Genomic DNA, 24,254 nt, shown 5'->3' on the forward strand with positions numbered 1-24,254 from the left:
TCTCATGAACGAGCGTTTTCCTGATCGCCATGCGTCCATGGCCGCTCTGGTGATCCTGATCACCGTGGCTTTGCCGTCCGCGGCGTTCGCAGTGACCGCGGACCCGTTCGCACCGACGGTCAGCGCGGGCAATGCGGTCACAAACTTCGCGATCTGGGTGGTGCGAATGCTCGGGTTCGGCGGGCTCGTGGTCGCCGCGGTGAAGGCCTACTTCAAGAAATTCGACTTCGTTTTCCTGGCAAGCGTGGTGGCCGGAATCATGCTGGTCGCGTCAGCTCCGCTGCTGATCAACTATGTCTTCGGATTGGGCGGCTTGTCCGACGCGTCGTCGGTCGGCACCTACACGCCGATCAAGTAACGGCGATGGCCGCGGCCCGGCGCCTGACGACCCCGGTGTACACGGCGGTCGCCTATCCGCTCCACATGCTCTGGGTGCCCCTCCAGCTGTGGTGCCTGAACATCGTCGCCGGCACGGTCGCCGGGGTTGCCGTCGGCCTGGCCGACGGCACGCTGGTGCGGACCGAGCTGACGGCAGTGCTGTGCATCGGCATGCACCTCTATTTCGCGCGCTGCTTCCGACGCGACCGCCACATCGTCGCGGTGTGGCGCGCCCGCTTCGATCCCCGCGCGCCGATGTCTCCGGCCTCGCGCCCCCGCATGATCCTGATGCGGCGCGGACTCATAGGAGCCGATCCATGAGCGTCTCGCTGGCCGCCCTGGACGACCTGCTCCGCGGAGGGAGTTCCTGGTGGGAAGTTGCGGCGACCTGGGTGTCGGTCGTCGGCATCGCCGTCGGGTTGGGCATCGCCCTGGTGCCGCCTCTCGGGCGGCTGGCCGTGCCGCCGCTGCGGCGGACGAAGCTCAGCGAGTATGTGCTGTTCGACAAGATCCTGTCCGACGGCCGGACGCTGCGCAGCCGCAACGGCACGCTCAGCGTCGCGATCGAGCTCGCCGGCCTCGACTATTCCGGCGCCAACGAGGAGGTCCGCTACGAGCGGCGCGACCGGCGCCGGCAGATGTTCCAGCTCCTGTCCGAGATCGACGTGCATGTCCGCGTGTTCGACCTGCGGCAGCGCGTCCCGGCATCGCCGCCGCAGCGTAGGCCCGCCCGCGGCAACGCGGCGGGGCTGGCGCTGCGCAGCCGGGTGGTTGGGCGGTGGGAGGCGCAGTTCAAACGCGCCTACCGCAACCGCCACGTCGTCGTGCTCAGCGTGCGCGGCAACGGCGACGACGCGCGCGCCCGGCTCGAGAGCGCGCGCGCCCAGGTGTGGAAGGCGCTGGAGGATTTCCAGCCCATGGACCTGGGCGAGGTGGGCCTGGAGGAGGGAAGCCATCCGGCCAGCACCCTGCTCGAATTCTGGGGGCATCTGGTCAGCCGGGTGACGCGGCCGTCCCCGGTCGGACGCCAGGACGTGGCGCGGCTGGTCGCGGTGGATTCGGTCGACCTGAACCCCGACAGCGGCCTGATGATCCATTCCCATGGCCAGAGCAAGGCTTACGCGCAGGTGATCACCCTCAGCAGCTGGGGCGGGGCGACGCCCGAGGAGCTGGTCGCTCGGCTGCAGGCGTTGGACGGCGAGCTGCTGGTGCTCAACGCCGCCTATGTGCATTCGGAGATGGGCGGGACGTTCACGCTGGACCAGCTCGAACGCGGCGCCGCCTCGACCTGGGTGTCCCAGCAGGCGGCGGCCGAGTTCCTGGAGGTCAAGGAAATGATCGCGCCGAATTCCCGGGAACGGGAGCGGCTGGTCCGCCATGCCCTGACCGTTTTCGCCTTCGGCGACAGCCCGGACGAAGCGGCCCGCGTCCAGAAGCAGGTTGAGGCGGTGTTCCAGACCTTCCATGCGGAAACCGTGGTCGAGCGGGACCTCGCCGGCGTGCTGTGGTGGTCGATGCTGCCCGGATGGGAAGACTGGAGCTTCATCCGCGAGGTTCGCGCCGTTTGCCAGAACGTCGCCGACCTCGTGGTCTTCGAAACGCCGAAGGCCGGGCTTCCCCGCTCGGGCTGGGGGAGCGGCGCCGGCGACAGCTGGATCTTGCGCGCTCTGACCGCGTCCGGAACGCCCTATTACGTCAACCTTCACGAGACGGCCAAGCGCGACGCGCTCGCCCACACCATCATCTTCGGGCGCACGGGGTCGGGCAAGACGACGGTGGCCGACCTTCTGGTGATCGGCGCCCTGGAGCATTTCCCGGGACTGATCGCCACCCTGTTCGATTCGCGGTTCGGCCAGTATGTCGCCACGACGATGTGCGGCGGGCGCTACGTCAGCTTGCTGTCGGATCGCCCGGGCGGGGAAACGGACGCGCAGCTTCAGCCGCTGCAGCGTCCGCCGACCACCGCGGTGCGCGCCCATCTGGCGAAGCTGTTCCGGCTGCTCACCGGCCTGTCGGACCCCGACAGCGAACGGATGTACCAGAAGGCGGTCAACGCGCTCGTGCGCATGGAAAGCGCCGGCACGCCGATGGACGAACGGACTCTGGCCACGGTGGTGGAGGCGGGGTTCGATCCCGGCTCGCCGGCCTTCACCCAGATGCAGCGTTGGCTTCCCGGCGGGACCTACGGATCGGTGTTCTCGGGCACCGAGCGCGTGCCGATCGGTGAGAGCGACCTGCTCGCCTTCGACTTCACCACCGTCCTGAAGGACCCGGTGCTGGCGCCCCCGCTGGTCGAGGATGTGGCCTATCTGGTGACGGAGCGCGTGCGCCGGGAAGGCCGCGGCGGAATCATCCTGATCGACGAGACCGCGGCGCTGTGGAGCAGCGACGAATTCCTGAAGAACGGCATCGACTGGATGCAGCAGGTGCGAAAGGACTTCATCGCGGTGATGACGCTCTGGCAGCGGCCGTCGTCCCTGTCGGAGATCCACCCCAACCTGCCGAAGATCATGCGGTCGCAGACGGCAACGTGGATCTTCCATCCCGACCGCGGGGCGAAGTACGCGGACTACGAGGAGTGGCTGACGCCGGAGGAGTTCGCCTTCGTGGACGGGTCGGACCGCAGCTATGACCACATGGAGCACCCGGTCCTTCTCAAGAAACCGAACGCCGGGGAGTCGGCGGTGCTCGAATTCTCGACGGCCGCTCTGGGAGACTTGGCCTGCTGCTTCGCCTCCGACGTCGGGTGCGTCGAGCGGGCGCGGCATTTGAAGGACTGGGACCCGGTCGATTGGCGCGACGCGTATCTGGACGAATTCGGAACGGAGAGGGCGGCCTCATGACGGCGTGGTGGCGTAGAGCGGTCGGCGGCGCGGGCCGCCTGTTGATGCGGGCGGCCGGCGAGCCGCGGGACGAGGTGGCGAAAGACCATCCCGGCGGGCCGCCCCAAGGCGGCATGGCGGGGGTCGGTCGGCGGGCCGTGCCGGCTCTGCTGCTCGGCGTCGGGGCAACGGCGCTCTTTGCGAAGCCGGCGCAGGCGGTGTGCTGCCCGCCGACGGTCTACGACCCGCAGGTCGATGCGTCGGTCCAGGGTGTCAACGCGACCTTGAAGGGCGTGCTCGACAAGCTGGCGGAAACCCGCGCCCTGCAGTCGCAGATGCTCGATGGCCAGGGGCGCGGCTCCAGCGTCGCCGATCTCGCGCCTCAGGTTCAGAGCATGTTGAAGAGCGTCCTGGGCGGGGCGGGCGCGGTGAGCCTGGGCGCGTTGGGTGGAACGGCGCGGACCGCGTCGGGCGCATCGATGCCGCTCAACCTGCAGCGTGGGCTGACGGCGTTTCAAGGCGAGCCTTCCACCGTCTTCAAGACTCCGGCGGATGGAGCCGTCCGCTCCCGCCAATGCTTCGCCCCGCCCGCCGGCTCCGACTTGGCTGGAATCGAACGGGTGCAGCGCCGACGGGTGGCCGAAGGGAGAAACGCGGCGTTCGACGGTCTGGGCACCGCCTATCACGGCATCGCCAGCAGTCAGGCCGGAAACGAGCGCCTGGCCCAGCTCAGCGACGGGATGAACAACGCGGCGAGCGAACGGGCGCAGAACGCGGCCATCGGAGCGGCGCTGATCGGGCTGGTGGAGGAGACCCAGGCGACGAACCGCCTGCTGGCGGCCCTGCTGCGGGTCCACGCGGCAGAGGCTCTGCGCCGGGAGGACATCGGGCCGGGCTACAAGCCCCTGCTGGAGGATGCGTGAATGCGACGCGCGCTGCTGGCGCTGTGCGCCCTGATCCTGGCGGGCTGCTCGTCCGGCGGGTCCGTCGACCTTCCCCGCCAGAGGATCGGCGGCGGCATGGACGACCGGCAACGCAGCCCCTGCGCCTGCGCCGAACTGCCATTGTCGCGGTCGCCGGCCGGGCTCCTGCCCGCGGCTTCCACCGTCTGACGTCTGGGGTTCTCATGTTCGGCGCCGGTTCACGAAACAGCGAAAGCAACCTCGTCGCGGTCGAGCGGGTGTGGGACAAGCACGACAGCGGCGACGGGATCGGCGTGGTCGGCTGGGTCGCCCGCCTTCTCGGCATCCTGCTGTGCCTGTCGATGGCCCTGAACATCACGCTCGGTCAGGCGCTTGTCCGGCTCACGCCGCTGAAGGAGAAGATCCCCTACGCGATCACCGTCGCCCCGGCGATGGATGCGGTGGTCGAGGCGGCGCCCCTGCGGCGGCAGACCACCAGCTTCGCGGTCACCGAACGGGCGTGGGTCGCCCAGTATGTCCGCATCCGCGAGGGCGTGGTGGCCGACGAGGGGCTGATGAAGGTGCGGATGCGGCCGACGGACGGCTGGGTCGCCCGGCGGTCGACGACGGAGGTCTACGAGGGCTTCCGGGCGCGCAACCAGAAACTGGTGATCCAGGCCTTGGCGCGCGGGGCCGAACGCGCCGTCAAGATCGAGTCCATCAACCTGGCGTCTCCGGGGCTGTACTACGTCGACTTCACGGTGCGCGACACCGAGAAGGGCATGGAGCTGGGCACGCAGTCCCTGCGGGTGCTGCTCCGGATCGGCTATCCGGAGCTGGTGGAGCTGGACGGGACCATCGTGGAAGGCGAGGGGCTTCTGCCACAGGACAGCGACCTCGCCTTCGGATTTCGGGTGATTCAATATGACCTTTCGCGCCGTTCCTGACCGAGGGATGCCGGCAAGGCTCCGGCATGGCTTTGCACTTGGCCTCGCCGCCGTCCTGCTGGCCTCCTTGGTGTTTGCACACCCCGCGAACGCGCAGGCGGTGCCGCCGGGACTGGCGACGCCGGACGGGGCGCCGCTTCCCGGGTTGATCGACAGCGTCGCGGAGCCGGGAATAGCGCTGCCCAAGCCGAAGGCCGAACCCGCCGGATCGCCGGACGGCGGGCTCACCCTGCCGCGGCCCGCCGAACGCTCCGGAGGGGGTGCGACGGCGGCGGTGGCCCCCTCGACACGGCAGCCGCGCGGCCTCGACGCCGACGCGCAGAACCGGGGCGACTATCCGGTGCTGCAACGGTCGGGCGAGGCCGGAGCGGCGCCCGAGGGCACCGGGCCTTACCAGGAGGCGATCCTTCGGGGAGTCTCGCTCGGCCGCATCCAGCCGGCCTGGGACGACGCGGTGCCGGCGCCGGGGCAGGTCGAGCCGGGCACCGTCCGCTTCGCTCACCGGGTCAACCGGGTCATGCCGCTGCGCCTGCGGCTGGGCATGACGACCTCCGTGGTGCTCCCGCCGTGCGAAACGATCAGCCGGGTCTCCTTCGGGGACGAGGAGAGCTTTCCGTGGGAGATCCCCGACGGGCATGCGAACCTGCTCCTCGTCCGGCCCGACCGGGCCGGCGTGGACACCGCGATGCAGGTGATCGCCCGAAGCGGACGGCTCTACACCTTCTACCTGCGGTCGGAGACCGTGAAGGCCGCGCAGGTCACCGACCTGACGGCCTTCATCGACGACGACGCCTATTGCGCCCGCTCGGGGCGCACGGCGCGCAGTCCGCTGAGCGTCGAGGTCGGACTCAACGGGGCAATGGGGGGAGGTTCCGTCCCGCCGCGCGGCGGCTACGACCGCGCCAGCCTGCGGCGGGAGGAGCGGGTCGAGGAGGGCGCTCCCGACGGCGGGGCCGGCGGGGGCGACTTCGCCACGGTGCATCCGTTCCGGGTCGAGGATCTGTCCTTCGACGACATCCGGGTGTTCGCTCCGGACGAGGCCTCGCGCGTGCTGGGTCCGCTGCGCGCCTTCCACGACGGTCGGCGGACCTTCCTCGACTACGGCGAGCGCCTGGGATCGACCCGTCTGCCGGCCGCCTTCCTGCTGGTCGGCGGCGTCGACCAGCCGGTGGCCGTGCGCTGGGGCGGTTCGAAAGGCCAGATCCTGATCATCGACGCGGTCGGCGACCTGACGCTGAAATCCGGCGACCTCTATCTGTGCGTCCGCAACCGCTTCAAGCCGGCGGCGTCACCCGCCGCCACCGTGGACGCCGCCCTCGGCCGCGGGGGGAGCGCGCCATGAACGCCCCGGCGCCGTCCTGGCGCGCGCTCCTGGCCAGAACCTCCCCGCGGCGGCTCGGGCTGGGCGCCGGGCTGCTCGGGGCCCTGGCGGCCCTTGCCCTGTCGCTGGGCGGCGAGGGCGAGAAGCCCGCTCCGCCGCCACCGCCGACGCCGCCACGGGAGGCGCCCGAACCGCTCGAGCTGTCCGCTCCTCCGGTCGCAGCCGCTCCGGCACCTCCGCCGGCGCAGGAACCGGCGCCGGCACCGGGGCGTCTGGTGTCCATTCCGTCGTCGGTCGAGACGATGCCGGGAATGGCCGCACCCATCGTCGTGCGCAACGTCGGCGGAACCGCAGTGGTGCTCGGCGAACTCGTCGTGACCGGCGGCGTGGCGGCGGCGTCGGGATGCGGCGGCGCGCTCGAGCCCGGGGCCTCCTGCCGGATCGAGCTGGCCGCGACGGCCGCCGGCGCCGGCGAGGTGATCGGGGTGGGCGGTTCCGGCGTCGCGCTGCGCGTGCCTTACCGGGTCGCGGTCCCACCGGCCGAAGCGGCGCCGCCGCGCGACCGCTACGCCGAGCTGGTGGAAGCGGCGCGCGCCGACCATCTCGCCGGGCTGGGGCGGAGCCGCATCGTGGACACGGCGGCGCCGCGGAGCGACGGCCGTCTGTCGCGCGGTCCGTCCCGCAGCGCGAAGGCCGCAGCCGCAGCGCCGGAGGCGGCAAACTACGGGGAAGACTATCCACGGGTGGTGTCCAGCCAACCAGTGGACCTCTCCCGGACGGTGCTCCAGGACACGCCGATCCCGCTCGTCCTCACACGGTCGGTGAATTCCCAGATCGACGGGCCGGTCACCGCCATGGTCGAGCGCGACGTCTACGGCGCCGACGGAAAGACCGTGGTCATCCCCGCCGGCAGCACGATGCACGGGCGCTACGAGGGCATGCGTCGGGGCGAGACGCGGCTGCGCACGGAGTTCACCCGGTTGGTGCGGGCCGTCGACCACGCGCAGTTCGACCTGCGCGCCAGCCCGGGCGTCGGCGCCGACCTGATGGGCCGGGCCGGCCTCGTGGACGATCTCAACCAGCGCGTCGCCGAGCGGTACGGCGGGGCCGTGATCGCCGGGGCGATCGAGATCGCCGGCAGCGTCATCGAGCAGCGGTTGGCACGCCAGGGCGAGGGCACGGCCGATGGTCAGACGGTGGTGGTGGCGGGTGGCCAGGCCAACCGGAACGCCCAGTCGATCGCCCGCCTGCTGCTGGAGCGGAATCTCGACCTGACCGACGTCCACATCGTTCATGGGGGCTACCAGTTCCTGGTGTCGCCGTCGGTCGATCTATGGCTGGCCCGCCCCGGCGAACGGTCGGCGGACCAGGCTGTGCGCACCGCCGGGGCAGGAACCGCGACGGGCGCGGGCGCCGCTGCGACGACCAGGCCGGTCGCGCTGCCGCCGCCCCAGTGAGGAGAAGATCATGTCACAGCTCGTCCTGTTGCTAGCCGCCGTCACCGCCGCCACGCTCGTCCCGCCCGCCTCCCAGGCCCAACAGCGGACGTGGTTCGGGTGCGGCGATCAGATCGTCTACGAGAGCGGCGTGGCGCTCGGGCAGTCGCGGATCGTCGAGGCCGGGGCCGGCCACACGGTGTGGAGGACGGCGTGCCAGGCCGACGGCCGACAGTTCGAGATCCGCCGGACGAAGGCGGGCTGTTCCTGGGTTCCCGACCCGGCGCAGGGCGTCGCCCGGCGCGAGGAGCGCGAGGTGTACCGCGACGCCGCCGGCGAGGAGATCGAGGTGAAGCCCTGTTCGCTGCGCGACGGCGCCGAAACGGTGCCGCTGCGCCTCACGGTCTCCGGCTGCCGGATGCGCAACGACTTCGAGGCCGGCGTCACCATGGGGGAGTCGCGGGCGGTCTTCAGCCCTCCGGAGGACGGCGGCGGCGCAGCCCCCCGTCTGGCGCAGGCCTGCGCCGAACGCCGCGACGCGCCGCTGGTCTGGAAGCACCGCGTGGAGACGTGCACCCCGCCGAAGGAGAGTGTCGTGGCCGGCGCTCCGGCGCTGAGCTGGACGCAGGTGACCGTCGAGTCCGATCCGCCGCGGGTCATCCGGTCCTGCCAGCCGCAAGGAGGCGGAACGCTGCGCACCACGACGGAGGGATGTGCGGGGGTGTATGTTCACGATCTGGCAAGCGCCACCTCCTACGGCACCCGCCGCTGGTATCAGGTGACGGTGTCCGGGGAGGCCGGGGAAACCTTCGCCGGTTGGGTCACCCGCTGCGTCCAAAATCCGGACGAGGCCTACCAGCACCTGACCGTCAACACCGGCTGGCGCCATGACGACGCCGCGCGCACCAGCCTGCAGCTGTCGGACACGGTCGTCGATACCCCGACCGGCCGGATCGTGCTGGAGACGGGCGTTGCGCGGGAGCGGGCCCGTCCTTACGCGCTTGAGGAGGACCCGGCGCCGCGGGCGGCAGGGGCGCCGGTGACGATCGGCTGCGAGCGGTGGCAGGCGTGGCGCCGCATCGGCCTGGTCACCCGCGGCGACGGTTCGCGGATCGAGATCGACCGCGGGCCGTTGCCGGCCACCCGCGTCGCGGCCTGCGCCCCATGAGCGCCGTCCCGCCGATGAACGCCGCCCTGCGGGCCACGCTGGACCCGCTGGTGCCGTTGATCTACGGTCGCGACGACGTGGTGGAGGTCTCGCTGAACGGCCCCGGCGACCTCTGGGTCGAGATCGCCGGTCGCGGCTACGAGAAGATGGATGGAGCCGGCCTCGATCTCTCCTGGAGCCGCGACCTCTGCGATCAGCTCAAGAACCTGTTCAAGCGGCCCTACGACCCGAACCGCTTCCCTCTGCTGGCTTCACCGCTTCCCGGCGGGCACCGCCTGCAGGCTGTGCTGGGGGCGAACACGCGCAGCGGCATGGTGCTGAGCATCCGCGTTCAGCGCCACAAGAGTTTCGATTTCAGCGACTTCGGTTTGCTGCCGGGCCGGCCGGTGGAGGGCGGGGCCGCCTATCGGGCGGCGCGGTTCGACAGCGGTCATCCGATCGGGACCGTCGAGGATCTGGAGGCGGTGGTGGCGGCCGAACTGCCCGTGCTGGTGTCGGGTGGAACGAACAGCGGCAAGACCAACTTCCTGAAGCGACTGCTGCGGTGCGTCCGCTCCGACCGGCGCGTGGTGACGGTGGAGGATGTGGAGGAGCTGGTGGTGGCGCAGCCGAACCAGGCCGGGCTCCTGGCGGAGGAATCGCAGACCGGGACCGCCGTCGAGCCGATGCATCTCCTGAAGGCGGTGCTCCGCCTCAACCCCAGTGTGGCGGTGCCGGGCGAACAGCAGCTCGAGAACACGCTGCCGAGCTACCGGCTGCTCAACACCGGCCACAGCGGCTGGATGTCGACCATCCACGCCGACAGCCCGCTGGACGCGCTGGAGGCGTGGCGCACGAACATGACCATGGCGCTGAAGTCGGCCGCCGCCGCCGATGCCGCGCTTCCCGTCCTGGTGCGCAAGATCGCCCGCATCGTGCAGCTTTCGGAGCAGCGCAAGGTGGTCGAGATCGTCCGACCCGCCGATCTGCCCTGGCGGGAGCTGATCGGAAGAGCCGGAGGAGCGGGATGAACTGCTGTACGCCTTCTTACATCCTGGCGGACAAATAAAGGAATAATCAAATGTCAATACATGAAAACTCATACATTTTGATCGATAAATCGATTGCCCAACAAGTAGATTACCCGTATCCCACACCAAATCTCACGTTCGACTTCCCACCACACCTCATTGAAACCTGCAGGGTCCACAGTCGCCCTTGGGTACATAGGGGTGAAACGCTGGCTCGCTTCGCGAATGAGTTTGATCTTCGCGTCATTGTGGAGCTTGGTGTCTGGCGGGGGGAAACCTTCGAACGTCTCTTGGAGCAATGCCCGGCAGCCAAGGTTTATGGTGTCGACCGCTGGGCACCCGCGCCGGAAGCAGCGGCCGGCGCGCCTGAGGATTGGGCCGAATGGCCGCACGAAGATCACTTGGCCAGGGTGCAAGCCATTGCATCCGGCCACCCCGGCCGAGCGCATGTGTTTCGCATGGAAACAGTCACCGCCGCCACATTCTTCAACACCCGTAGTGTGGACATGGTGTTTGTCGATGCCGACCACAGCTATAACGGAGTAATCTCGGATATAGACGCTTGGCTACCAAAGATCAGATCTGGCGGATGGATTGTTGGACACGACATCGACTGGACCACCGTTAGGGCGGCCGTACACGATCGAATTGGTTACGATCTCGAGTACGGCATGGATGCCCTGTGGGCGTGGCAAGTACCTTAACTTCAAGCCCATGTCTCTTGGAAACAGGAGAACGTGTGCGGCAAGTCTTCGGCGCCCTGACAGCATCCCCGATCCTTACTTGCCGCGGCGTGCCGCTGCCTCGAACGCCACATCCGCAATCAGCCCCATCGTCAAGGATGACAGGGCCGATTTGATGGTCGGCCAGTGATTCATGCCCGCCGCGTCTGCCGTCGCGGCAGTGCGCGTCTGGAGGACCAGACGGCGGACGCCATGCGCGACGTCCTCAACCCGCAACGGCGCCAGCTCGTTGAGCAGCGGCGCCGGCACCTTTCCCTTCAGCGCGTGCAGGGCAGCGGCCCACAAGGCGTTCACATCGTCCGCATCGGGGAGCGGCCCCGGCTCGATCGTTGCCGGGATGGCCAGACGTTCGACGGTTCCACTTCGGCGGGCGCGCCGACCAGCGCTGTGCCGCTCACGCTCCAGGAAGGTTTCCACCACCTCCTCCTCGTCCTTGGCGGCAAAGTCCAACGTCACGGCTTCGATTTTTCGCCCGCGCCGTTTGATCTTGTCCTCGGGCATGCTGACCCGGAAGGGAGCGAGATGGTTGACCTCCGCGATGGCGCGGTCGATGGTGCGTGTACGCAGAATGCCAAAATCTTTGTAGGCGCCGTCCGGTACGTTTAGAAGTTTACGCAGAGTGTCGATGTCCAACTCCAGCGACGGGTAGTCCATCTGGTAGCGCTGCATTCCGATTTCGTAGAGCTTCAGCGCATAGGTGCTGGTCACCTTGACCATCGCCGGACCGGACAACTTGGCCCACAGTTGCGAGGTGCGCTGGATCTCCAGGAAGGCGTCGGTGAATTGAAAATGGATGTCAGCGGCGTCGGTGTCGTCCTCCTCTTCCGGACGGACGTAGCTGCTCAGTATCCGCAACTCCGCACGGGATCGGCGCCCACGAAATGGACCGATGACAACAAGGCTTGAGTCGAAAATTTCCTTCAACGCATCGAAGATCCGCTCATTGCCCTTGTGGTTGCCACGGACCACCCGTTTGGGCAGTCGGTACAGTCTGTTCGCGAAATTCTGGCTTCCTGCCAGATGAATCATGAAGTTCAGCATCTTCTGCGCCGGCAGCGACAATCGCGCGCCGTTTGCGGGATAGCTGTAAACGGCTTCCGCCGCCTTGATCAGATGCTTGTAGCCATCGCGCTCGAAGGTGGCGCTTGCGACACGCGCCGTCAGTCCCACCTCGGTCGGAACAGACGCTTCGCCCGAAACGGCAAGAGCGGAATGTGCGGAGCCGGACCCAGGCTCGGGGATTGCATCGATGATCGTTTTGCCGTCAAGGCTGCCAGGTTCGACGATCAACATGGACGGACCGCCGGACTCCGTCCGAGGGGCTTCCGGCGTGTGCAGGTCCTTGGTGCGTCGCGCTTTCGGCATGCCCGTCCTTCCTGTCGGTCGGGCAATGGTAGGTCAATCCTTACGTCGATAACAAGTAAGGAAAGGATTTCCGGATCAAGAATTCGCCATCCTTACGTCTTGGGGGCATTCCCTTACGCCCCGGGGGGTGTGGCAACCGCCCCCGCCAAGTAAGCGATGTGCCCCCGATCCGTAAGGATCACAGCGCGCGACTCGCCAGAATCCGTGGGGTTTCAGGGTTACGAATCTCTTTTGAATCCGAACAGATCAAAAATGACGTTTGTCGAGACGGGATGTGGGAGGTGCTCCGACATCATTCTGAGGCTCTGATCGGCACACAGGCCTTACCGACAGCGACTCAGCCCCAAGATCCTTACCAGCTGGGGGACCATGGCCTGCCGTGCTTCTTTGGCCGGATGGTTCTACCCTTACGTCTTGGGGGCCGTATGACAAAGCAATGCCCCCAAGACGTAAGGATGGCGCTTTAAGCGCCTCGTCGGAAGCCCAAGTCCTGACAGGTCAATGCGCGCCGCGCAGCCCCTCGCCCCCAAGCGGTAAGGATCGCGTCGACCTGACTGGCCCTTTGCCCCCCGAGCGGTAAGGATAGGAGAGGCTGGCCCCCAAGCGGTAAGGATCAAAGCGCCTCCCAGCGGGAGCTGCTTTGGGAAACCAGCCCATTGCTTGTTCTATTTTTGTTCCCATTGTAGCCTTGCGAACCCAGGTCGAGCGCGGGGCGGAGGAGCAGGATGGGTTTGATACCGTTTCCGACCATGCGGATTCGCGACACGTTGCGGATCACGGCCTCTGTCGACCTTTTCTGCCTATCCTGCGACTGGAGCGGGCCGCTGGACGTCGTCGCGCTCATGTGCCGATACGGCCCGAACTGTTCCGTCATGCGGGCCATGGCGGAAAGCGCCTGTCCGCTGCATGGCGCTGAGAGCATCCGCTACCGGACCATCGGAGCGCCTCCTGCGCCTTATTACCACCTTCACCTCGGTGCCGTTGGCGAACCGGCATGCACCGTCGTCGCCCACTGCCGGGCTTGTCACCGGCAGCGTGCGATCGACGTCGTGGAATTGTGCCGGCGCGGGCTTGCCGGGCCGGACGATCCGCTGACCACCCTGCCAGACCGCATGCGTTGTCAAGGTTGCGGTCAGTCGGGGTGGGTGCAGATCAGGCTCGGTCGGTAGCGGCGGACCAAGCCTCCACAGCCCAAGCCGGCTGAAAGCAGCCACGCGGCCCTGTGATAGGTCCCTGTTGCGCGGACGGTGCCGGTCGCGTTAACTCATTTTCGAAAAGCCGGAGGGGATCACACCGGCTTCTTTCGCACATTAAGGGGCAAGAAATGACGAAGGCCGACCTCATCGACGCGATCGCCGGCAAGCTGGGCGGCACGAAGGCCGACGCCGGCAAGGCGCTGGACGCGGTTCTGGAGAGCCTGCAGGACGCACTGGTCAAGGGGGAGACGGTCAAGCTGCCGGGCTTCGGCCAGTTCGAGATCGCCGAGCGCGGCGAGCGCACGGGCCGCAACCCGCAGACCGGTGCGGAGATCAAGATCGCCGCTTCCAAGGCGCCGAAGTTCTCCGCCGGCAAAGCCCTCAAGGAAGCCGTCAACGCCGAAGCCGTCTGATCCTGGGACGCTCCTTGGACGCCGGGTGCGCTGTCGGTCCATTCCTGGATGGGTCAGCGCTCTCGGACGGGTTGGGGCGCCCGCCGTCGGTGGAGTTCTGCCAGCACATATCCAACCGCCAAGATCACCATGCTTAAGCCCCATCTCCCACCCGTTTCCAGCGAGCGCCGGCAGTGCCAGCACCGTGCCGAGGAACAGGAGCAGGAGCGATATTGCCTTTAAGGTCATGGCCTAAGCTTCCCTTTCTGGACGCTCAGGCAGCCTTGCTGACATGCGGCAGCGGTTTGATCGCGTCGATGGCGTCGCCGATCTCCGCGTGGGCCACCTTGGTCTCGTAGATGCTCTGCAGGTTCGCCCAGTAGCGCGGATCGGTCCCGAAGGCCTTGCCAAGTCGTAGAGCCATCGGCGCGGTGACGCGCCGCTCGCCCTTCAGGATCTCTGTCACCGCGTTCGGTGGTACGCCGATGTGCTCTGCGAAGCGCCTGGCGCTGAGGCCGAGCGCCTCCAGTTCGTCGCGCAGCATCTCGCCGGGATGGATCGGCGGCAAGTTGTCGATGGCGGGATAGCTCATGGTGCACCTCAATGGTAATCGGTGATCTCGACGTCGTAGGGCTCCCCCTGGATCGTCAGCAGGTCGACGTCGGCCGGGACGTCGTCCGTGAAGGACCAGCGGAAGCAGACGCGCCATTGGCCGTTGATCCGGATGCTGTACTGGCCGTTGCGGTCGCCGCCCAGCGCCTCGAAGCGATTGGACGGCGGGTGGCGGAGGTCAATCAGCCGGACAGCTGCCTGAAGCTTGGTAAGCGCCTTCGCGGCTTGGCGGTCGAACGCCTGGAATTCTTTCACCCGCTTCCCGGCCATGAAATCGGCCGTCCGCTTGTCTGCACAGCTCCGTATCGGCATCCGCATTCTCCCTGCGATGCATTATGTGTTATGTAACGCATAACAGTCAAGCCCCGTCTGCTGGGCTGGCCTCCTATTTTGGACAGGTGATGTCGTCAATGATCCGATGCGGGACGAAGCGGCTGGTGTTGCCGGTGATCAGGGCGCGATCCTCGCGGATGCCCAAGCCGCAAGGCGTGCCGTTGGCCATCCAGACGCCGAAGACGGCGTGATTGCCGTCGGCTTCCGCCAGCGGTGTGAAGGCCTGATACACCCAGCCGTCATCGACGTAGGGGCCTTCGGTCTGGGCGATCAGAGGCCCATCTGGGAAGCCGGCCGCATCGAGGGTGGCGATGCTGACGTTGCGACCCTCGCGGCCGAGCAACGGCTTGGCCACCACAGTGCTACCGGCCGGAAAAACGGCCCGGTCGAGCGCGGTGGGCAGCAGGTTCGGATGGCCGGGGTTCAATTCCCACAACAGGGCGAAAAGACCCTTCGACGCCATCACCATCTTCCAGGCCGGTTCGATCATCCGGATCCGCCCTTGTGCGGCGGCGGCCACCAGTTCGCGGCCGGTCGCCTCCTGGATCATCCAGTCCCAGGGATACAGCTTCATCAGGTGCCGGATCGGGCGGCCGGAATCGTCTAGGAATCTCCCTGAGGCGTCGTCGTAGCGAATCGCCTGGATCGGCATCGCTTTGGTGGTCATGCCCGCGCGCAGCGCCAGCGTCTGGAGATAGGCGATGGTTGCCTCGTCCTCTGGATGCGGCATCAGGCAGGCGAAATGGACAGCTTCCTCCTGCGACGCGAGGCCGGGGCAAGCCCGCATCCGGGCTTGCCACTGTTCGACCAGCGCCTCTTCCAGGCTGTTGAACTGATCGTCCTCAGGGTGGATGTCCTGGAGCCAGCACCATTGCGCAACGGCCGTCTCGTAAAGCGAGGTTGGCGTTTCAGCGTTTAGCTCCAGCGCCTTGGGCGGCCCGCCCTTGCCGTCCCAGGCGAAGTCGAAGCGTGCGTAAAGCGCCATGTCCGCCCCGTCGCGCCCAGCCCAGCTCGCCTCGATGGCGGGCGCCGCCCAGAGGGGGATTCCGACGGCCTCGTACAGCCTGCGCGTCACCACATGACCGACCGCTTCCTTGCACAGGCGGTAGACCTCCTCGGCGGCGGCCTCCAGCGTTTCGATCTCGGCGAGGGAAAAGCGCCAATGGGCGCTTTCGTCCCAATAGGGCGTGCCGTCGGCGTCCGTGTGGAACGGGAAGCCGATCTCTTCGAGCTTGGCCTGCCAATGCGGGCGGGGCTGCGTCCGGATACGGTCCATCGGGTCAGCTTCCCGAGAAGCCGCGCGCCGAGCCGGTCGAACCGAAACCCGCGCTGCGCCCGGTGGTCGGGACCGTAATGGATTTGCCTGCGGTCCCGTCGCCCGACCGGTAGTAGGATCCGAAACTGCCGACCGAGCCACTGCCGCTGCTTGTCTGCCGCGAATCATCCTGGCGCGCAGGCATGACGGGAACCCGCCCGATCTGCGTGTTGCCGCTGCGGGCGTATCCCTGGCGGTCGAAATAGACCGGCTGCGCATGGCTGCCGGTCAGGCTGCGGCCGATCATGAAACCGACGAGCGCCGGGACGAAGACGTTGCCCGCGCTCGTTCCCTGGTTCTCGTTCGTCGGAGTGCAGGCCCCGTCTCCCATTTCCGCCTCGCAGGCATCACGGCTGGCGAAGCGGGGGGCACTGGCCTGATGCTCGTCGCGGGCGGCGGCGAAAGCCGCCGTGCAATCGCTCGCCGCCTTCTCGGCGGTGCATGCCTCGACAGAGGGATAGACGGTCACAGCGTCGGGATTGTCCTCGCCGCAGGCGACCAGGATCGGGCTGATGCCCCCAAGCAGCAGGGCCGCCACGGTGCGCGAGCGCTTCATCGGAACCCACTCCTTGAGGTCAATAGGTCAGCGATCCGTAGTTCAGCAGCCCGACGGCGATGGACAAGCTGCCGAGAAGAACGCCATAGGCGGTGCGGTCGGCTTCGACCCCGGCGCGGAAGTCGGGCAGCAGCACCCGCGAGCCGATGACGTAGACCACGATCTGAGAAACCAGCGCGATCACCCCCCACACCGTGAGATCGACGAGGCTGGTGGTGTGGGAAGCGACGCTCATCAACGGCAGGGCAAATCCGATCATGGCGCCGCCCAGGGTGAGAGCCGCTGTGGTGTTCCCCTGGCGGACCAGCACCAAATCGCGGTATGGCGTGACCGCGGTGTAGGCCGCGATGAACAGCAGCAGGAAGCCCAGCATCACCGCCGCGAAGAGGAGATAGGACGGAAGGGTCGTCAACGACTGGAGAATCAGAGACATGCGGTCATCCGTGACTAGTTATATACCCGTAGCGTTGCGCCTTTTACGGGTATCCGGCAAGCGCTGACCGGAATGGTGGCTGATTAATCCTTCCTTTGATGGAAAGCAGTGATCAGGCGCCAATGCCGACGCTATAGACGGGCCAGCCGTAGCTCGCCCACCAGATGGGGTCATCTGCCGGCGTGCATGGCTCACGACGTTCTTGGTGAGGCCATGAGTCATGCCACGTCCGGTTTGTCGTAAACACGACCGCGCGTTGCCCAAACTGATCTCCAGTTATGTCGACGATAACGTCAAGCACCTCAATCCAAGCGTGACTTTCTCGTCTGTCTCCTACAGTACGCTCACCACAGACATACGTTGCGGTGATACCCTGGGACCTCAGCGCTTCTGCCAATGCTTCACTGACGATGCCGCAGCAGCCCGCTGGAAAACGTTCGGAGACCAAGCGCGGCAAGCGTTCCCGTGCTGCGTCGAGGTTCGCGCGGAACTTCGTGGCAAGCTTGTTCGCAGCACGGAGCTGATTCCATTCAGCCATCGTCCTTATGATGGCCTCTTCGGGAACTGGAACGCCCCGCGCTGCCCAAAATGCAACGCTGTCGGGGGTCAGTTCGGTCGAGGGCACGATCGGTCGGCCAAAATGCTCTTCAGCTTCCTGATAAATGCGACTTGCAATGCCACGGCGGCGGAATCCCTCAGCCACATCGACACCGGTCGCGAATGGTCCGCGATCCCCCATACAGAAGCTCGCCCACGCAACTTCCTGGTCATCACAAAGCGCGACATAGCTAGCGCGGCCACCCCCGCCGAGACCGCGAGGCATCACTACTATGCTTTTCTTGTCTGGATCTGTGCTGATCATGCTTTTGGCTTTCATTTTTCTTTTTCTGTCGAGTTCCGTCGGTCCGGCATGCTGCGAGCGCGTGAGGGCTATGGCGTGCGATGCCTGCGCTGTGTCAGTTCGGCTGGCATCACATAGACATATTTCATTAAGTCCTTCATAAAGCCAAGCATCTGGCGTGCGTCCTCGATGGATACTTCATCCATAGGATCATAGTGAGCGCCTGCGTTTCCAATAATTCTCATGTCCTTTGCCCATTCAGCCAATGTTCCTAATCTGGACTTCAGACTGCGTCGACGTCGGATTTCGCATCCGCTTCGGCAACGCCAGCGGTCACCTCGAAGCGTGCACGAACGGCTTCAGAGTGTGCAGCCACCACGTTGGTTCCGCTACCTGCCCAGCTGTCGAGCAGCTGGCGGTAGGAGCAGTGGCGGAACTCGACTTCATCTCCAGCGACCAGTTCGGCGAAGCGGCGGATTTCTGCCCGATGCTGAGCCACATCAGGGCCAGGCACTGGCCTGCCATCCGGCCAGATGGTCGGTTCTGCGTGCAGGTAGAGGAGCACCGGCCGTTTGCCCATGGTGCTTCCCGCCCGGTGCACGGCCGTGCGCAGCCCAAAGGCATGCTTGACCAACTGACCTGCGTCGAGGTGACGGAATAAGGGCGCACCGGCACGTAGCCCATCACGGACGAGGCAGAAGCCGGCCATCGCGTTGCCCCACACTGGCCGCCAATACGCGTCCGATAACGCTGTTTCCCCCTTTGATCGAAACGGCTCGAAGCGCTTGGATTCAATGCCGATCAGGGCTGTGGGGGTCTCCACCAGCACATCCAGGCAGGGGTGGCGCCCGCCGGCCCAGGGAAAGCGCACGATGGCCTCCAGACGGACCGATGTCGCGGGCCAACGAAGATCGTCGCAGCCCGGCAAGGGGGGCAGAGCGTCAGGCCGATCAAGGAACAGGCCGAATGCGTTGGCCACCAGCGCCGACGATGATTCAGGGCTGAGGAATTTGCCGCTGGCGATCTCATTGCCCGGCGCAGCTTCATAGGCGGCACGGATCAGGTCGATCGGCAATCCCGGCAGTAGGCTACGGTCCATTCCAGGCCTCCCATGCCGCTCCCACGCGGCCTTCGCTTTCGGCGACCGTAGCTAAGCACGCGCAAATGCGCAATGTTGCAGGTTGTTTCTACCATCAGCATTCACGCTATGAATGTAGTATGGTCAGACGCCCAGAATGGTGCACGGAGATGAGGCACCGGCCTTTTCGTCCCTTCCTATTCTGGACAGTTGAGGTCAATCAGGCGGCGGCTACCGCATGAGCGCTTGGCCAGTACAAGCGTTTGGATTCATTCTTGGCCCTCTCCAGGGGAACGTGGACCGCCTAGACTTGCCAGCACCTCCCTTCGGTCACGCCGCCGGAAGGCAACATCCGACATGGGGGCGCCGAAGGCTCCTGGGTGGCTGAGATGACAGAGCTTACCATTGCGATAGAATTCCACTGCTGCAATGGCAAGAACTGCGATCTCACAGAATAAAATCTGAGCTATGATTAAAGGACTGCAGCGTGTTAAGGAAATTTGCCGCAAGTTAATCGCATACGCCAAATGATGATGCTGAGTGCATGCCCACAAAATCTTAGACGGGTGTCCGGCACATCTATCCCGCAAGTTTTTGATGCCCCGTAGTAAATCAATCATCACCTCCTGTTCCGTACAGAGAGCTATATTGTTTCCACTGCTGAAGTGTAAACCAGTGCAGTTAAGACGCAGAAAGCCACGCGGGGAAAGCTTCTCGCTGCCCCAATTGGAAATGTTAAAGTGTGGGTGCCAAACGCCAAGAACCAACACAACTGCATTCAGCATGAATATGCAGACAGCGGCAGCAAAAAAAATAAGAAAAAGATCAGATCTTGACATACCAGAAAAAAAGAATTCCACTGGATAATTACTCTGAACTACTCTTAAGAATACGATAGCATTAGCCAGGAATCCAAATACTAACGAAAATAATGGGGCTATTATCATTATAGCGGAGATAACACGAAAAATATATGACCACCCTAACCGGCTGGTAACGATGGAATGCCAGAACGCGCGCATGGTATTATTCATGTATAAATCCCCTAATATCATCAAAATGCGCCAAAGAACCTCTCATGGAATGACAGTTGTTAGGCCTTATTGCTCAAAATTTCAATCCCCTCTTTGCTATGTTCCTAAAATCGACGCCAGGATTTTGACCAAATTCGCCACGATCGGTAGTCCGACCAGAATGGACAAACACGCGATGTCGCCGGCACGGCTGGGAAGAAGGAAGCCAAGCCCAACGCCAACCGGCTCCTTGGGAAGCAGCAGCACGGCAGAGACAACCGCCCAGCCTCCCGCCTGAAGCATCAGCCAGAACGCCGCCAGCGTCGAGACGTCCGCAGCATGGTAGGCCGTGACGCCTCCCGACTGCCTGACCACCACCGGCTGGCCGGCGGTCAGGCCGAACAGCATCGCCGCGCCGATCAGGATGAACCCTGTTGTCATGAGACCCGTGGCCCAGCGTTGGCGTCGATTCATCTGTGCTTCCCTTGTTGGACGTCAGCAACAATATCGCACGCCGCTTTGGCCTCAGGTCGTCACCTTCCAGAATGCCAGAACATCCCGAACTTGATCACGCGGGTAGTGGATAAGTTCGGGGTTGGCCAAATCAGCACGCCATTTCGCTTTTCGTTTCGCAATTTCTGCAGCAATCCGCTCGGAGAACGGCGACACACCGGGTGGTACAAGGTTCGGCTGCGCAGGGCTCGGCCACTGGTCAGGATAATGCGGAGGAAGCACCCCACCACGGATTTCAGCAGCCGCATCCGCTACAGAGGGGTGTTCGCAAGCCCACCCGTACAGATGAAAAGCACAGGTCCGAAGGAGTGTCTTCACCTCAGGCAAGGCATCGGTAAACGCCTTAAGTGCAGTTGGAACCCAAACCATATTGGCAATACAGGAGTAGTAGCGTGGATCCTGTACGATGCTGCTGCGCGTGGCGAAAGTTGGATCGTCGTAGCCCCATATATGACAAACAGTCCAATTGTTCGGTTTGGGCGAAGCAACGTCAAGCGCGGCCACTAGAGCTTTCAGCGCGGCAACATTACCTTCGGCTTTTTCCAACGTGATTTGTGAGCCCTTCTTGGTGTTGGTTGCCGGGCGCTGCCATCCAGCGCTGTACAACGGTTGTCCTCGGGCGATTTCTGGGCACCAGACGGGCAAGCGGCAAAATGTGTCAGGAGCTACCCAACGAGCAGTACGAACAATCAATTCGACGACAGCCGGTATATCGTCGTGTATTGCTGCGTTTCCATCGGGAATGATGATACCGCCTCTGGTCAAAATTTTTCGCTCCTTTGCTGAACGCGTCAGAACAGGTGCACGAAAGCTGCCGTGAACGCGGAGAACGTCATCGAGGTTTGTCCATGCTCCGTCTTGGCGCCTCTTCCGCGATACCGGCCGCGGTGGACTCCCCTCGGCTCAGTCAAACACCCTGACGCGGCGTTGATCAAGTGGGTCAGGAACCCAAGGCGGGTGAGTGAAGCCCACGATCCAAGAAGGTGGCACGTCATAGCGCAGACTGAAGCCGAAATCCTGGGGGTACGTGCGCACTTCGTCCCAGGCTGCGATGCGAGCCCAATCCCTGAGTAATAGCTTGGTCAATTCGTCCTGGAGTGTCGGAGCCAAGCGGTCGATCGGCACATCCACCTCGATTATCGTCGGCCGCCCGCGGGTGGTCAGTACCTGCCTTTGACGGCCGAGGCCAGCCGTCAGGAACTCGCTTCCGTAGATCAGGTAGTGGCCGCAATGTTCCACGAGGAAGCGGTCGTCCAACCCGAAATAAACATGCCCTTCCCGTGTCGCCGGATCGACCCGCTCCGTCATGCCGGAAAGCAGCGGAAGCAGGTCGTCATTGCCGGGATCGGCTTCGAGCCATTCCCGCGTTTGTGCGATAATCGCAGCACAATCCAGCACCCGGATTCCGTGCTTCCGATAGCTGTCGAGGTCGACAGGCCTGCATCCGTGATAGACGCGCAGGGTCTGGCTGCTCAGGCGCTCTGCAAGATCATCGACCAATCCATCGGCGTCCTCGTCCAGGCAGTGTGCCAGCAACTCCACCCATTCCGAATCATCGAGGTACCAGTCCTCGGTGTCGGCCAGTTTGATCCGCGGCCCAGCCGCGCAGGCGAGCCTGCCGCCCAGAGCGGCGTCGATCATTCCCATCCACGACGTGGGATCCTTCCAGACGATGGCGGCCATAGTTTGTCCGTGAAATTGTGGTGCCTCAGCACCTGTCATTGGGCTTTCTGAGTGAACAGGATCGTGCCGTTCCGACTGTCCAGAACTTCGAGCGTCACGTCGCGAGCCTTCACCAAGCACATGTCCGTCCAATTCTCCTATTCCATGCGCGGCTCAGAGCGCCTCAGGGTTCCCATTCTGGAGACGTCATTACGTCATGCGCCCCGCGGGCGATCAGCGGCGTCAGGGCCGCGTGGGGACCAGTGCCCTCTACGCTCCGCGTGGTGCGCGTGAAGGTAGGCCTTGAAGTCGATGACCAAGCCGACCAGGGTGACCATGGTGCCATAGAAGAGAATTAGCCTTTCATTACAGGACATCACTTCTTTATCCAATTAACTCCAATAAGAGTTTCTGATATTATAGCTGTCCCAATAACGACGACCACCCAAATCCCCAGGTAAGCCCACGACGCTATGTGTATTTTCAATGATCTAAATCTATTTTTGTTGTTAACTTCCTTATTATTATCGTTTTTGCTTTTCTTGCTGTCTTTCAGGCCGGCGAGGTAATGCTCCCACCCGAATTCCTTTGCTCCTACAATTTCTTCTATCTTCTTGCAGCATTCGCCTGCGCGGCGAACCATATAAAAATTTTCAATTGATTTCACCAAGCCAATACCTGCTATTGCAATTGGCAGTCGCATGATCAATGCAAACGTCCCTGGGTTCTGTGCTTTGATCCACCCACTTTGCAATACTTGCGCTATCACAAAACCGTACACCGCCGCTATAGCAAAAATCGAGTAGATAATAAAAGTATTGCCATCTTTGAAGCGGCTGTCGATTTCTTGTCTCAGCGATTTATACTGCTCAATTGCGAACTCGAATAAAGCGGAATCTTTTTCGAGTGAAGGTTTGCGGTCATCGCCCAAGTTTTTGATTTCCGTCATTTTGCCATTCCCCTTTCGGAAAATCACAGTGTCGCGGGGCGACCGTCGTCACCGAAGCGATAGCCGCCCGGACCGTCGGTCACCTCGATCAGCTCGACGGCGGGCGACAGATCGACTTCCGCCTCAGTGAACAAACGGTCGATGGTGTGGCGGTCGCCCGTGACGATGGCGATCACCGTCAGACCGGACTGCACCAGCGCCGCGAAGGCGCGGATGCGGGCAATCCGGCACGCCGGCGCCGCCTGGCGGTCATCGAGGCGCACCACCACAGGCATGTCGTCGACGTAGAGCTTCGACGGCCACAGGTCGCGCTGCATCTCGAAGGCGCGGGTGTGCTTCGTCTGCCCACATCCCTCCATAGAGGATGTAGGCACCGCCAGCCGGGCCACCTTCCCAATGCCCATAGGTCGTGTTTGTCATCTCTCGTTCCCTTCCCGGACGGTGTCGGTGCGCATTCACCGCCGACACCGTCCGGTGTTGACTCAGATCAGTCTTCGGTCTTCTTTTCGAAGAATGTCGCGAGCTTGTTCGCTTCGTCGTGCAGGGATTGTGCCGCAGTGACATAGCTTCCCTGGCTGCTCTTCAGCCCTATGATGAGGCATTTGAGCAAAGGATTGCCCTCACGAAGCTCGCTATCTGCAATGATTTCAAAATCGGCGATCAACTCCTGCATTCTCTCATGAAACTTGGCGGTGGAGGCATAAATGTCCTGCTCCATCTTCATGACGCCAAGAAGCGAAATGAAGTGATCGATATTTGCACGACGCTTCAATTGTTTCGCGTGACTCTCGTGCCAACGCTGAAGCGTCTTTAGATCAACATCACTCATGAGCTTCTCCTGCTATCATAATGCATGTCTCCTTTGATAGGTCGGCGCCTGATCCGCTCCATAGGCTCATCAGGCCAACAGCCAGCCGTCAATGCTTTCACAGTATACGGCGATCTTGCCGGCCGCCGTCACTTGATTGAGAAACGACTGAACCTGCGCCAGGGGACCGGCACCTAATAGGGCGTTGGCAAGCACGACTGACGAGGCGATGCCTTTGGGAATATGCAGTCGATACCGAATGGTGCCCCAGTTGGCATGCATAACTTCAAAGTATGCTAGCCAGTAGTTGTAATTAGGAGGCGACTCATAAAGCGTGGCATCAATAGTGAACTTCTCACCATCGGGTCGATTGTAGGTGCCAAATGAACTTTTATGTTGTGGCATGTTAGCGAGAAGCATGGTGTACTCCTTTGCTGGATAACTCCTAGACCTTCCTATCC

Annotated in this window: 29 protein-coding genes; 12 read left to right on the forward strand and 17 right to left on the reverse strand. The window is 64.0% G+C overall.

Features of this window, described 5'->3' with window-relative positions:
• Positions 1 to 4 precede the first annotated feature (4 nt).
• The 11 genes from ACWPN5_RS28505 to ACWPN5_RS28555 are packed head-to-tail and all read left to right on the forward strand — an operon-like array spanning position 5 to position 10,688.
• A complete protein-coding gene (locus ACWPN5_RS28505) occupies positions 5 to 358 on the forward strand; it encodes a hypothetical protein (RefSeq protein WP_247877194.1) in 354 nt (117 codons plus the stop codon).
• Between the two features lie 5 nt (positions 359 to 363).
• Positions 364 to 699: a hypothetical protein gene (locus ACWPN5_RS28510; protein ID WP_114859513.1), complete on the forward strand. Its 336-nt coding sequence runs from the start codon at positions 364 to 366 to the stop codon at positions 697 to 699.
• The gene (locus tag ACWPN5_RS28515; RefSeq protein WP_492298761.1) at positions 696 to 3,221 is read left to right on the forward strand and encodes a VirB4 family type IV secretion system protein; all 2,526 of its coding nucleotides are present in this window, start codon (positions 696 to 698) and stop codon (positions 3,219 to 3,221) included. The genes ACWPN5_RS28510 and ACWPN5_RS28515 overlap by 4 nt, the downstream gene beginning before the upstream one ends.
• A complete protein-coding gene (locus ACWPN5_RS28520; RefSeq protein WP_492298763.1) occupies positions 3,218 to 4,123 on the forward strand; it encodes a hypothetical protein in 906 nt (301 codons plus the stop codon). The genes ACWPN5_RS28515 and ACWPN5_RS28520 overlap by 4 nt, the downstream gene beginning before the upstream one ends.
• Positions 4,124 to 4,312 (forward strand): hypothetical protein, encoded by a 189-nt coding sequence (locus ACWPN5_RS28525; protein WP_114859510.1) that lies wholly within the window; start codon positions 4,124 to 4,126, stop codon positions 4,310 to 4,312.
• 14 nt (positions 4,313 to 4,326) lie between these two features.
• Entirely contained in the window at positions 4,327 to 5,049 is a 723-nt protein-coding gene (locus ACWPN5_RS28530; RefSeq protein ID WP_492298765.1) for a VirB8/TrbF family protein, read from the forward strand.
• 7 nt (positions 5,050 to 5,056) lie between these two features.
• Entirely contained in the window at positions 5,057 to 6,391 is a 1,335-nt protein-coding gene (locus ACWPN5_RS28535; protein ID WP_492298767.1) for a TrbG/VirB9 family P-type conjugative transfer protein, read from the forward strand.
• Positions 6,388 to 7,827, forward strand: coding sequence for a TraB/TrbI/VirB10 family type IV secretion system protein (locus ACWPN5_RS28540; protein ID WP_492298769.1), 1,440 nt, complete (start codon positions 6,388 to 6,390; stop codon positions 7,825 to 7,827). The genes ACWPN5_RS28535 and ACWPN5_RS28540 overlap by 4 nt, the downstream gene beginning before the upstream one ends.
• Before the next feature lie 10 nt (positions 7,828 to 7,837).
• Entirely contained in the window at positions 7,838 to 8,974 is a 1,137-nt protein-coding gene (locus ACWPN5_RS28545; protein WP_492298770.1) for a hypothetical protein, read from the forward strand.
• On the forward strand, positions 8,971 to 9,984 hold the full coding sequence (locus tag ACWPN5_RS28550; protein ID WP_492298772.1) for an ATPase, T2SS/T4P/T4SS family: 1,014 nt from the start codon (positions 8,971 to 8,973) through the stop codon (positions 9,982 to 9,984). Before ACWPN5_RS28545 ends, ACWPN5_RS28550 begins: the two co-directional genes overlap by 4 nt.
• A 50-nt stretch (positions 9,985 to 10,034) precedes the next feature.
• Positions 10,035 to 10,688 (forward strand): class I SAM-dependent methyltransferase, encoded by a 654-nt coding sequence (locus tag ACWPN5_RS28555; protein ID WP_492298774.1) that lies wholly within the window; start codon positions 10,035 to 10,037, stop codon positions 10,686 to 10,688.
• A 75-nt stretch (positions 10,689 to 10,763) separates the two neighbouring features.
• Here the strand turns inward: ACWPN5_RS28555 and ACWPN5_RS28560 are convergent, their stop codons facing one another.
• Positions 10,764 to 12,092: a replication initiation protein gene (locus tag ACWPN5_RS28560; RefSeq protein WP_492298775.1), complete on the reverse strand. Its 1,329-nt coding sequence runs from the start codon at positions 12,090 to 12,092 to the stop codon at positions 10,764 to 10,766.
• A gap of 1,222 nt (positions 12,093 to 13,314) precedes the next feature.
• Here ACWPN5_RS28560 and ACWPN5_RS28565 point away from each other — a divergent pair.
• The gene (locus ACWPN5_RS28565) at positions 13,315 to 13,701 is read left to right on the forward strand and encodes an HU family DNA-binding protein (RefSeq protein WP_492298777.1); all 387 of its coding nucleotides are present in this window, start codon (positions 13,315 to 13,317) and stop codon (positions 13,699 to 13,701) included.
• Between the two features lie 253 nt (positions 13,702 to 13,954).
• Here the strand turns inward: ACWPN5_RS28565 and ACWPN5_RS28570 are convergent, their stop codons facing one another.
• From ACWPN5_RS28570 to ACWPN5_RS28645, 16 genes are all read right to left on the reverse strand, one after another.
• Complete coding sequence (locus tag ACWPN5_RS28570; protein ID WP_137118939.1) at positions 13,955 to 14,272, reverse strand: HigA family addiction module antitoxin; 318 nt, start codon at positions 14,270 to 14,272, stop codon at positions 13,955 to 13,957.
• An 8-nt stretch (positions 14,273 to 14,280) separates the two neighbouring features.
• Complete coding sequence (locus ACWPN5_RS28575) at positions 14,281 to 14,604, reverse strand: type II toxin-antitoxin system RelE/ParE family toxin (RefSeq protein WP_137118938.1); 324 nt, start codon at positions 14,602 to 14,604, stop codon at positions 14,281 to 14,283.
• A gap of 73 nt (positions 14,605 to 14,677) precedes the next feature.
• Positions 14,678 to 15,901 (reverse strand): glutathionylspermidine synthase family protein, encoded by a 1,224-nt coding sequence (locus tag ACWPN5_RS28580; RefSeq protein WP_492298779.1) that lies wholly within the window; start codon positions 15,899 to 15,901, stop codon positions 14,678 to 14,680.
• A 4-nt stretch (positions 15,902 to 15,905) separates the two neighbouring features.
• On the reverse strand, positions 15,906 to 16,496 hold the full coding sequence (locus ACWPN5_RS28585; RefSeq protein ID WP_492298781.1) for a DUF1190 domain-containing protein: 591 nt from the start codon (positions 16,494 to 16,496) through the stop codon (positions 15,906 to 15,908).
• A 19-nt stretch (positions 16,497 to 16,515) separates the two neighbouring features.
• Positions 16,516 to 16,929, reverse strand: coding sequence for a DUF350 domain-containing protein (locus ACWPN5_RS28590; RefSeq protein WP_492298783.1), 414 nt, complete (start codon positions 16,927 to 16,929; stop codon positions 16,516 to 16,518).
• Between the two features lie 112 nt (positions 16,930 to 17,041).
• Positions 17,042 to 17,806 (reverse strand): hypothetical protein, encoded by a 765-nt coding sequence (locus ACWPN5_RS28595; RefSeq protein ID WP_492298785.1) that lies wholly within the window; start codon positions 17,804 to 17,806, stop codon positions 17,042 to 17,044.
• Between the two features lie 53 nt (positions 17,807 to 17,859).
• Positions 17,860 to 18,036, reverse strand: coding sequence for a DUF4145 domain-containing protein (locus tag ACWPN5_RS28600; RefSeq protein WP_492298786.1), 177 nt, complete (start codon positions 18,034 to 18,036; stop codon positions 17,860 to 17,862).
• A 17-nt stretch (positions 18,037 to 18,053) separates the two neighbouring features.
• Entirely contained in the window at positions 18,054 to 18,869 is an 816-nt protein-coding gene (locus tag ACWPN5_RS28605; RefSeq protein ID WP_492298788.1) for a hypothetical protein, read from the reverse strand.
• Between the two features lie 248 nt (positions 18,870 to 19,117).
• On the reverse strand, positions 19,118 to 19,882 hold the full coding sequence (locus ACWPN5_RS28610) for a hypothetical protein (protein WP_492298790.1): 765 nt from the start codon (positions 19,880 to 19,882) through the stop codon (positions 19,118 to 19,120).
• 96 nt (positions 19,883 to 19,978) lie between these two features.
• Positions 19,979 to 20,335 (reverse strand): hypothetical protein, encoded by a 357-nt coding sequence (locus tag ACWPN5_RS28615; RefSeq protein WP_492298791.1) that lies wholly within the window; start codon positions 20,333 to 20,335, stop codon positions 19,979 to 19,981.
• Positions 20,336 to 20,386: 51 nt separating this feature from the next.
• A complete protein-coding gene (locus tag ACWPN5_RS28620; protein WP_456511632.1) occupies positions 20,387 to 21,139 on the reverse strand; it encodes a hypothetical protein in 753 nt (250 codons plus the stop codon).
• Positions 21,140 to 21,277: 138 nt separating this feature from the next.
• Positions 21,278 to 22,057: a hypothetical protein gene (locus ACWPN5_RS28625; RefSeq protein ID WP_456511633.1), complete on the reverse strand. Its 780-nt coding sequence runs from the start codon at positions 22,055 to 22,057 to the stop codon at positions 21,278 to 21,280.
• Positions 22,058 to 22,412: 355 nt separating this feature from the next.
• Positions 22,413 to 22,985 (reverse strand): hypothetical protein, encoded by a 573-nt coding sequence (locus ACWPN5_RS28630; RefSeq protein WP_492298792.1) that lies wholly within the window; start codon positions 22,983 to 22,985, stop codon positions 22,413 to 22,415.
• A 23-nt stretch (positions 22,986 to 23,008) separates the two neighbouring features.
• The gene (locus ACWPN5_RS28635; RefSeq protein ID WP_492298793.1) at positions 23,009 to 23,389 is read right to left on the reverse strand and encodes a hypothetical protein; all 381 of its coding nucleotides are present in this window, start codon (positions 23,387 to 23,389) and stop codon (positions 23,009 to 23,011) included.
• Between the two features lie 83 nt (positions 23,390 to 23,472).
• Complete coding sequence (locus ACWPN5_RS28640; protein ID WP_492298794.1) at positions 23,473 to 23,814, reverse strand: hypothetical protein; 342 nt, start codon at positions 23,812 to 23,814, stop codon at positions 23,473 to 23,475.
• A 69-nt stretch (positions 23,815 to 23,883) separates the two neighbouring features.
• Complete coding sequence (locus ACWPN5_RS28645; protein WP_492298796.1) at positions 23,884 to 24,213, reverse strand: hypothetical protein; 330 nt, start codon at positions 24,211 to 24,213, stop codon at positions 23,884 to 23,886.
• Positions 24,214 to 24,254 lie beyond the last annotated feature (41 nt).

Source organism: Azospirillum sp. UENF 211521, assembly GCF_058780535.1.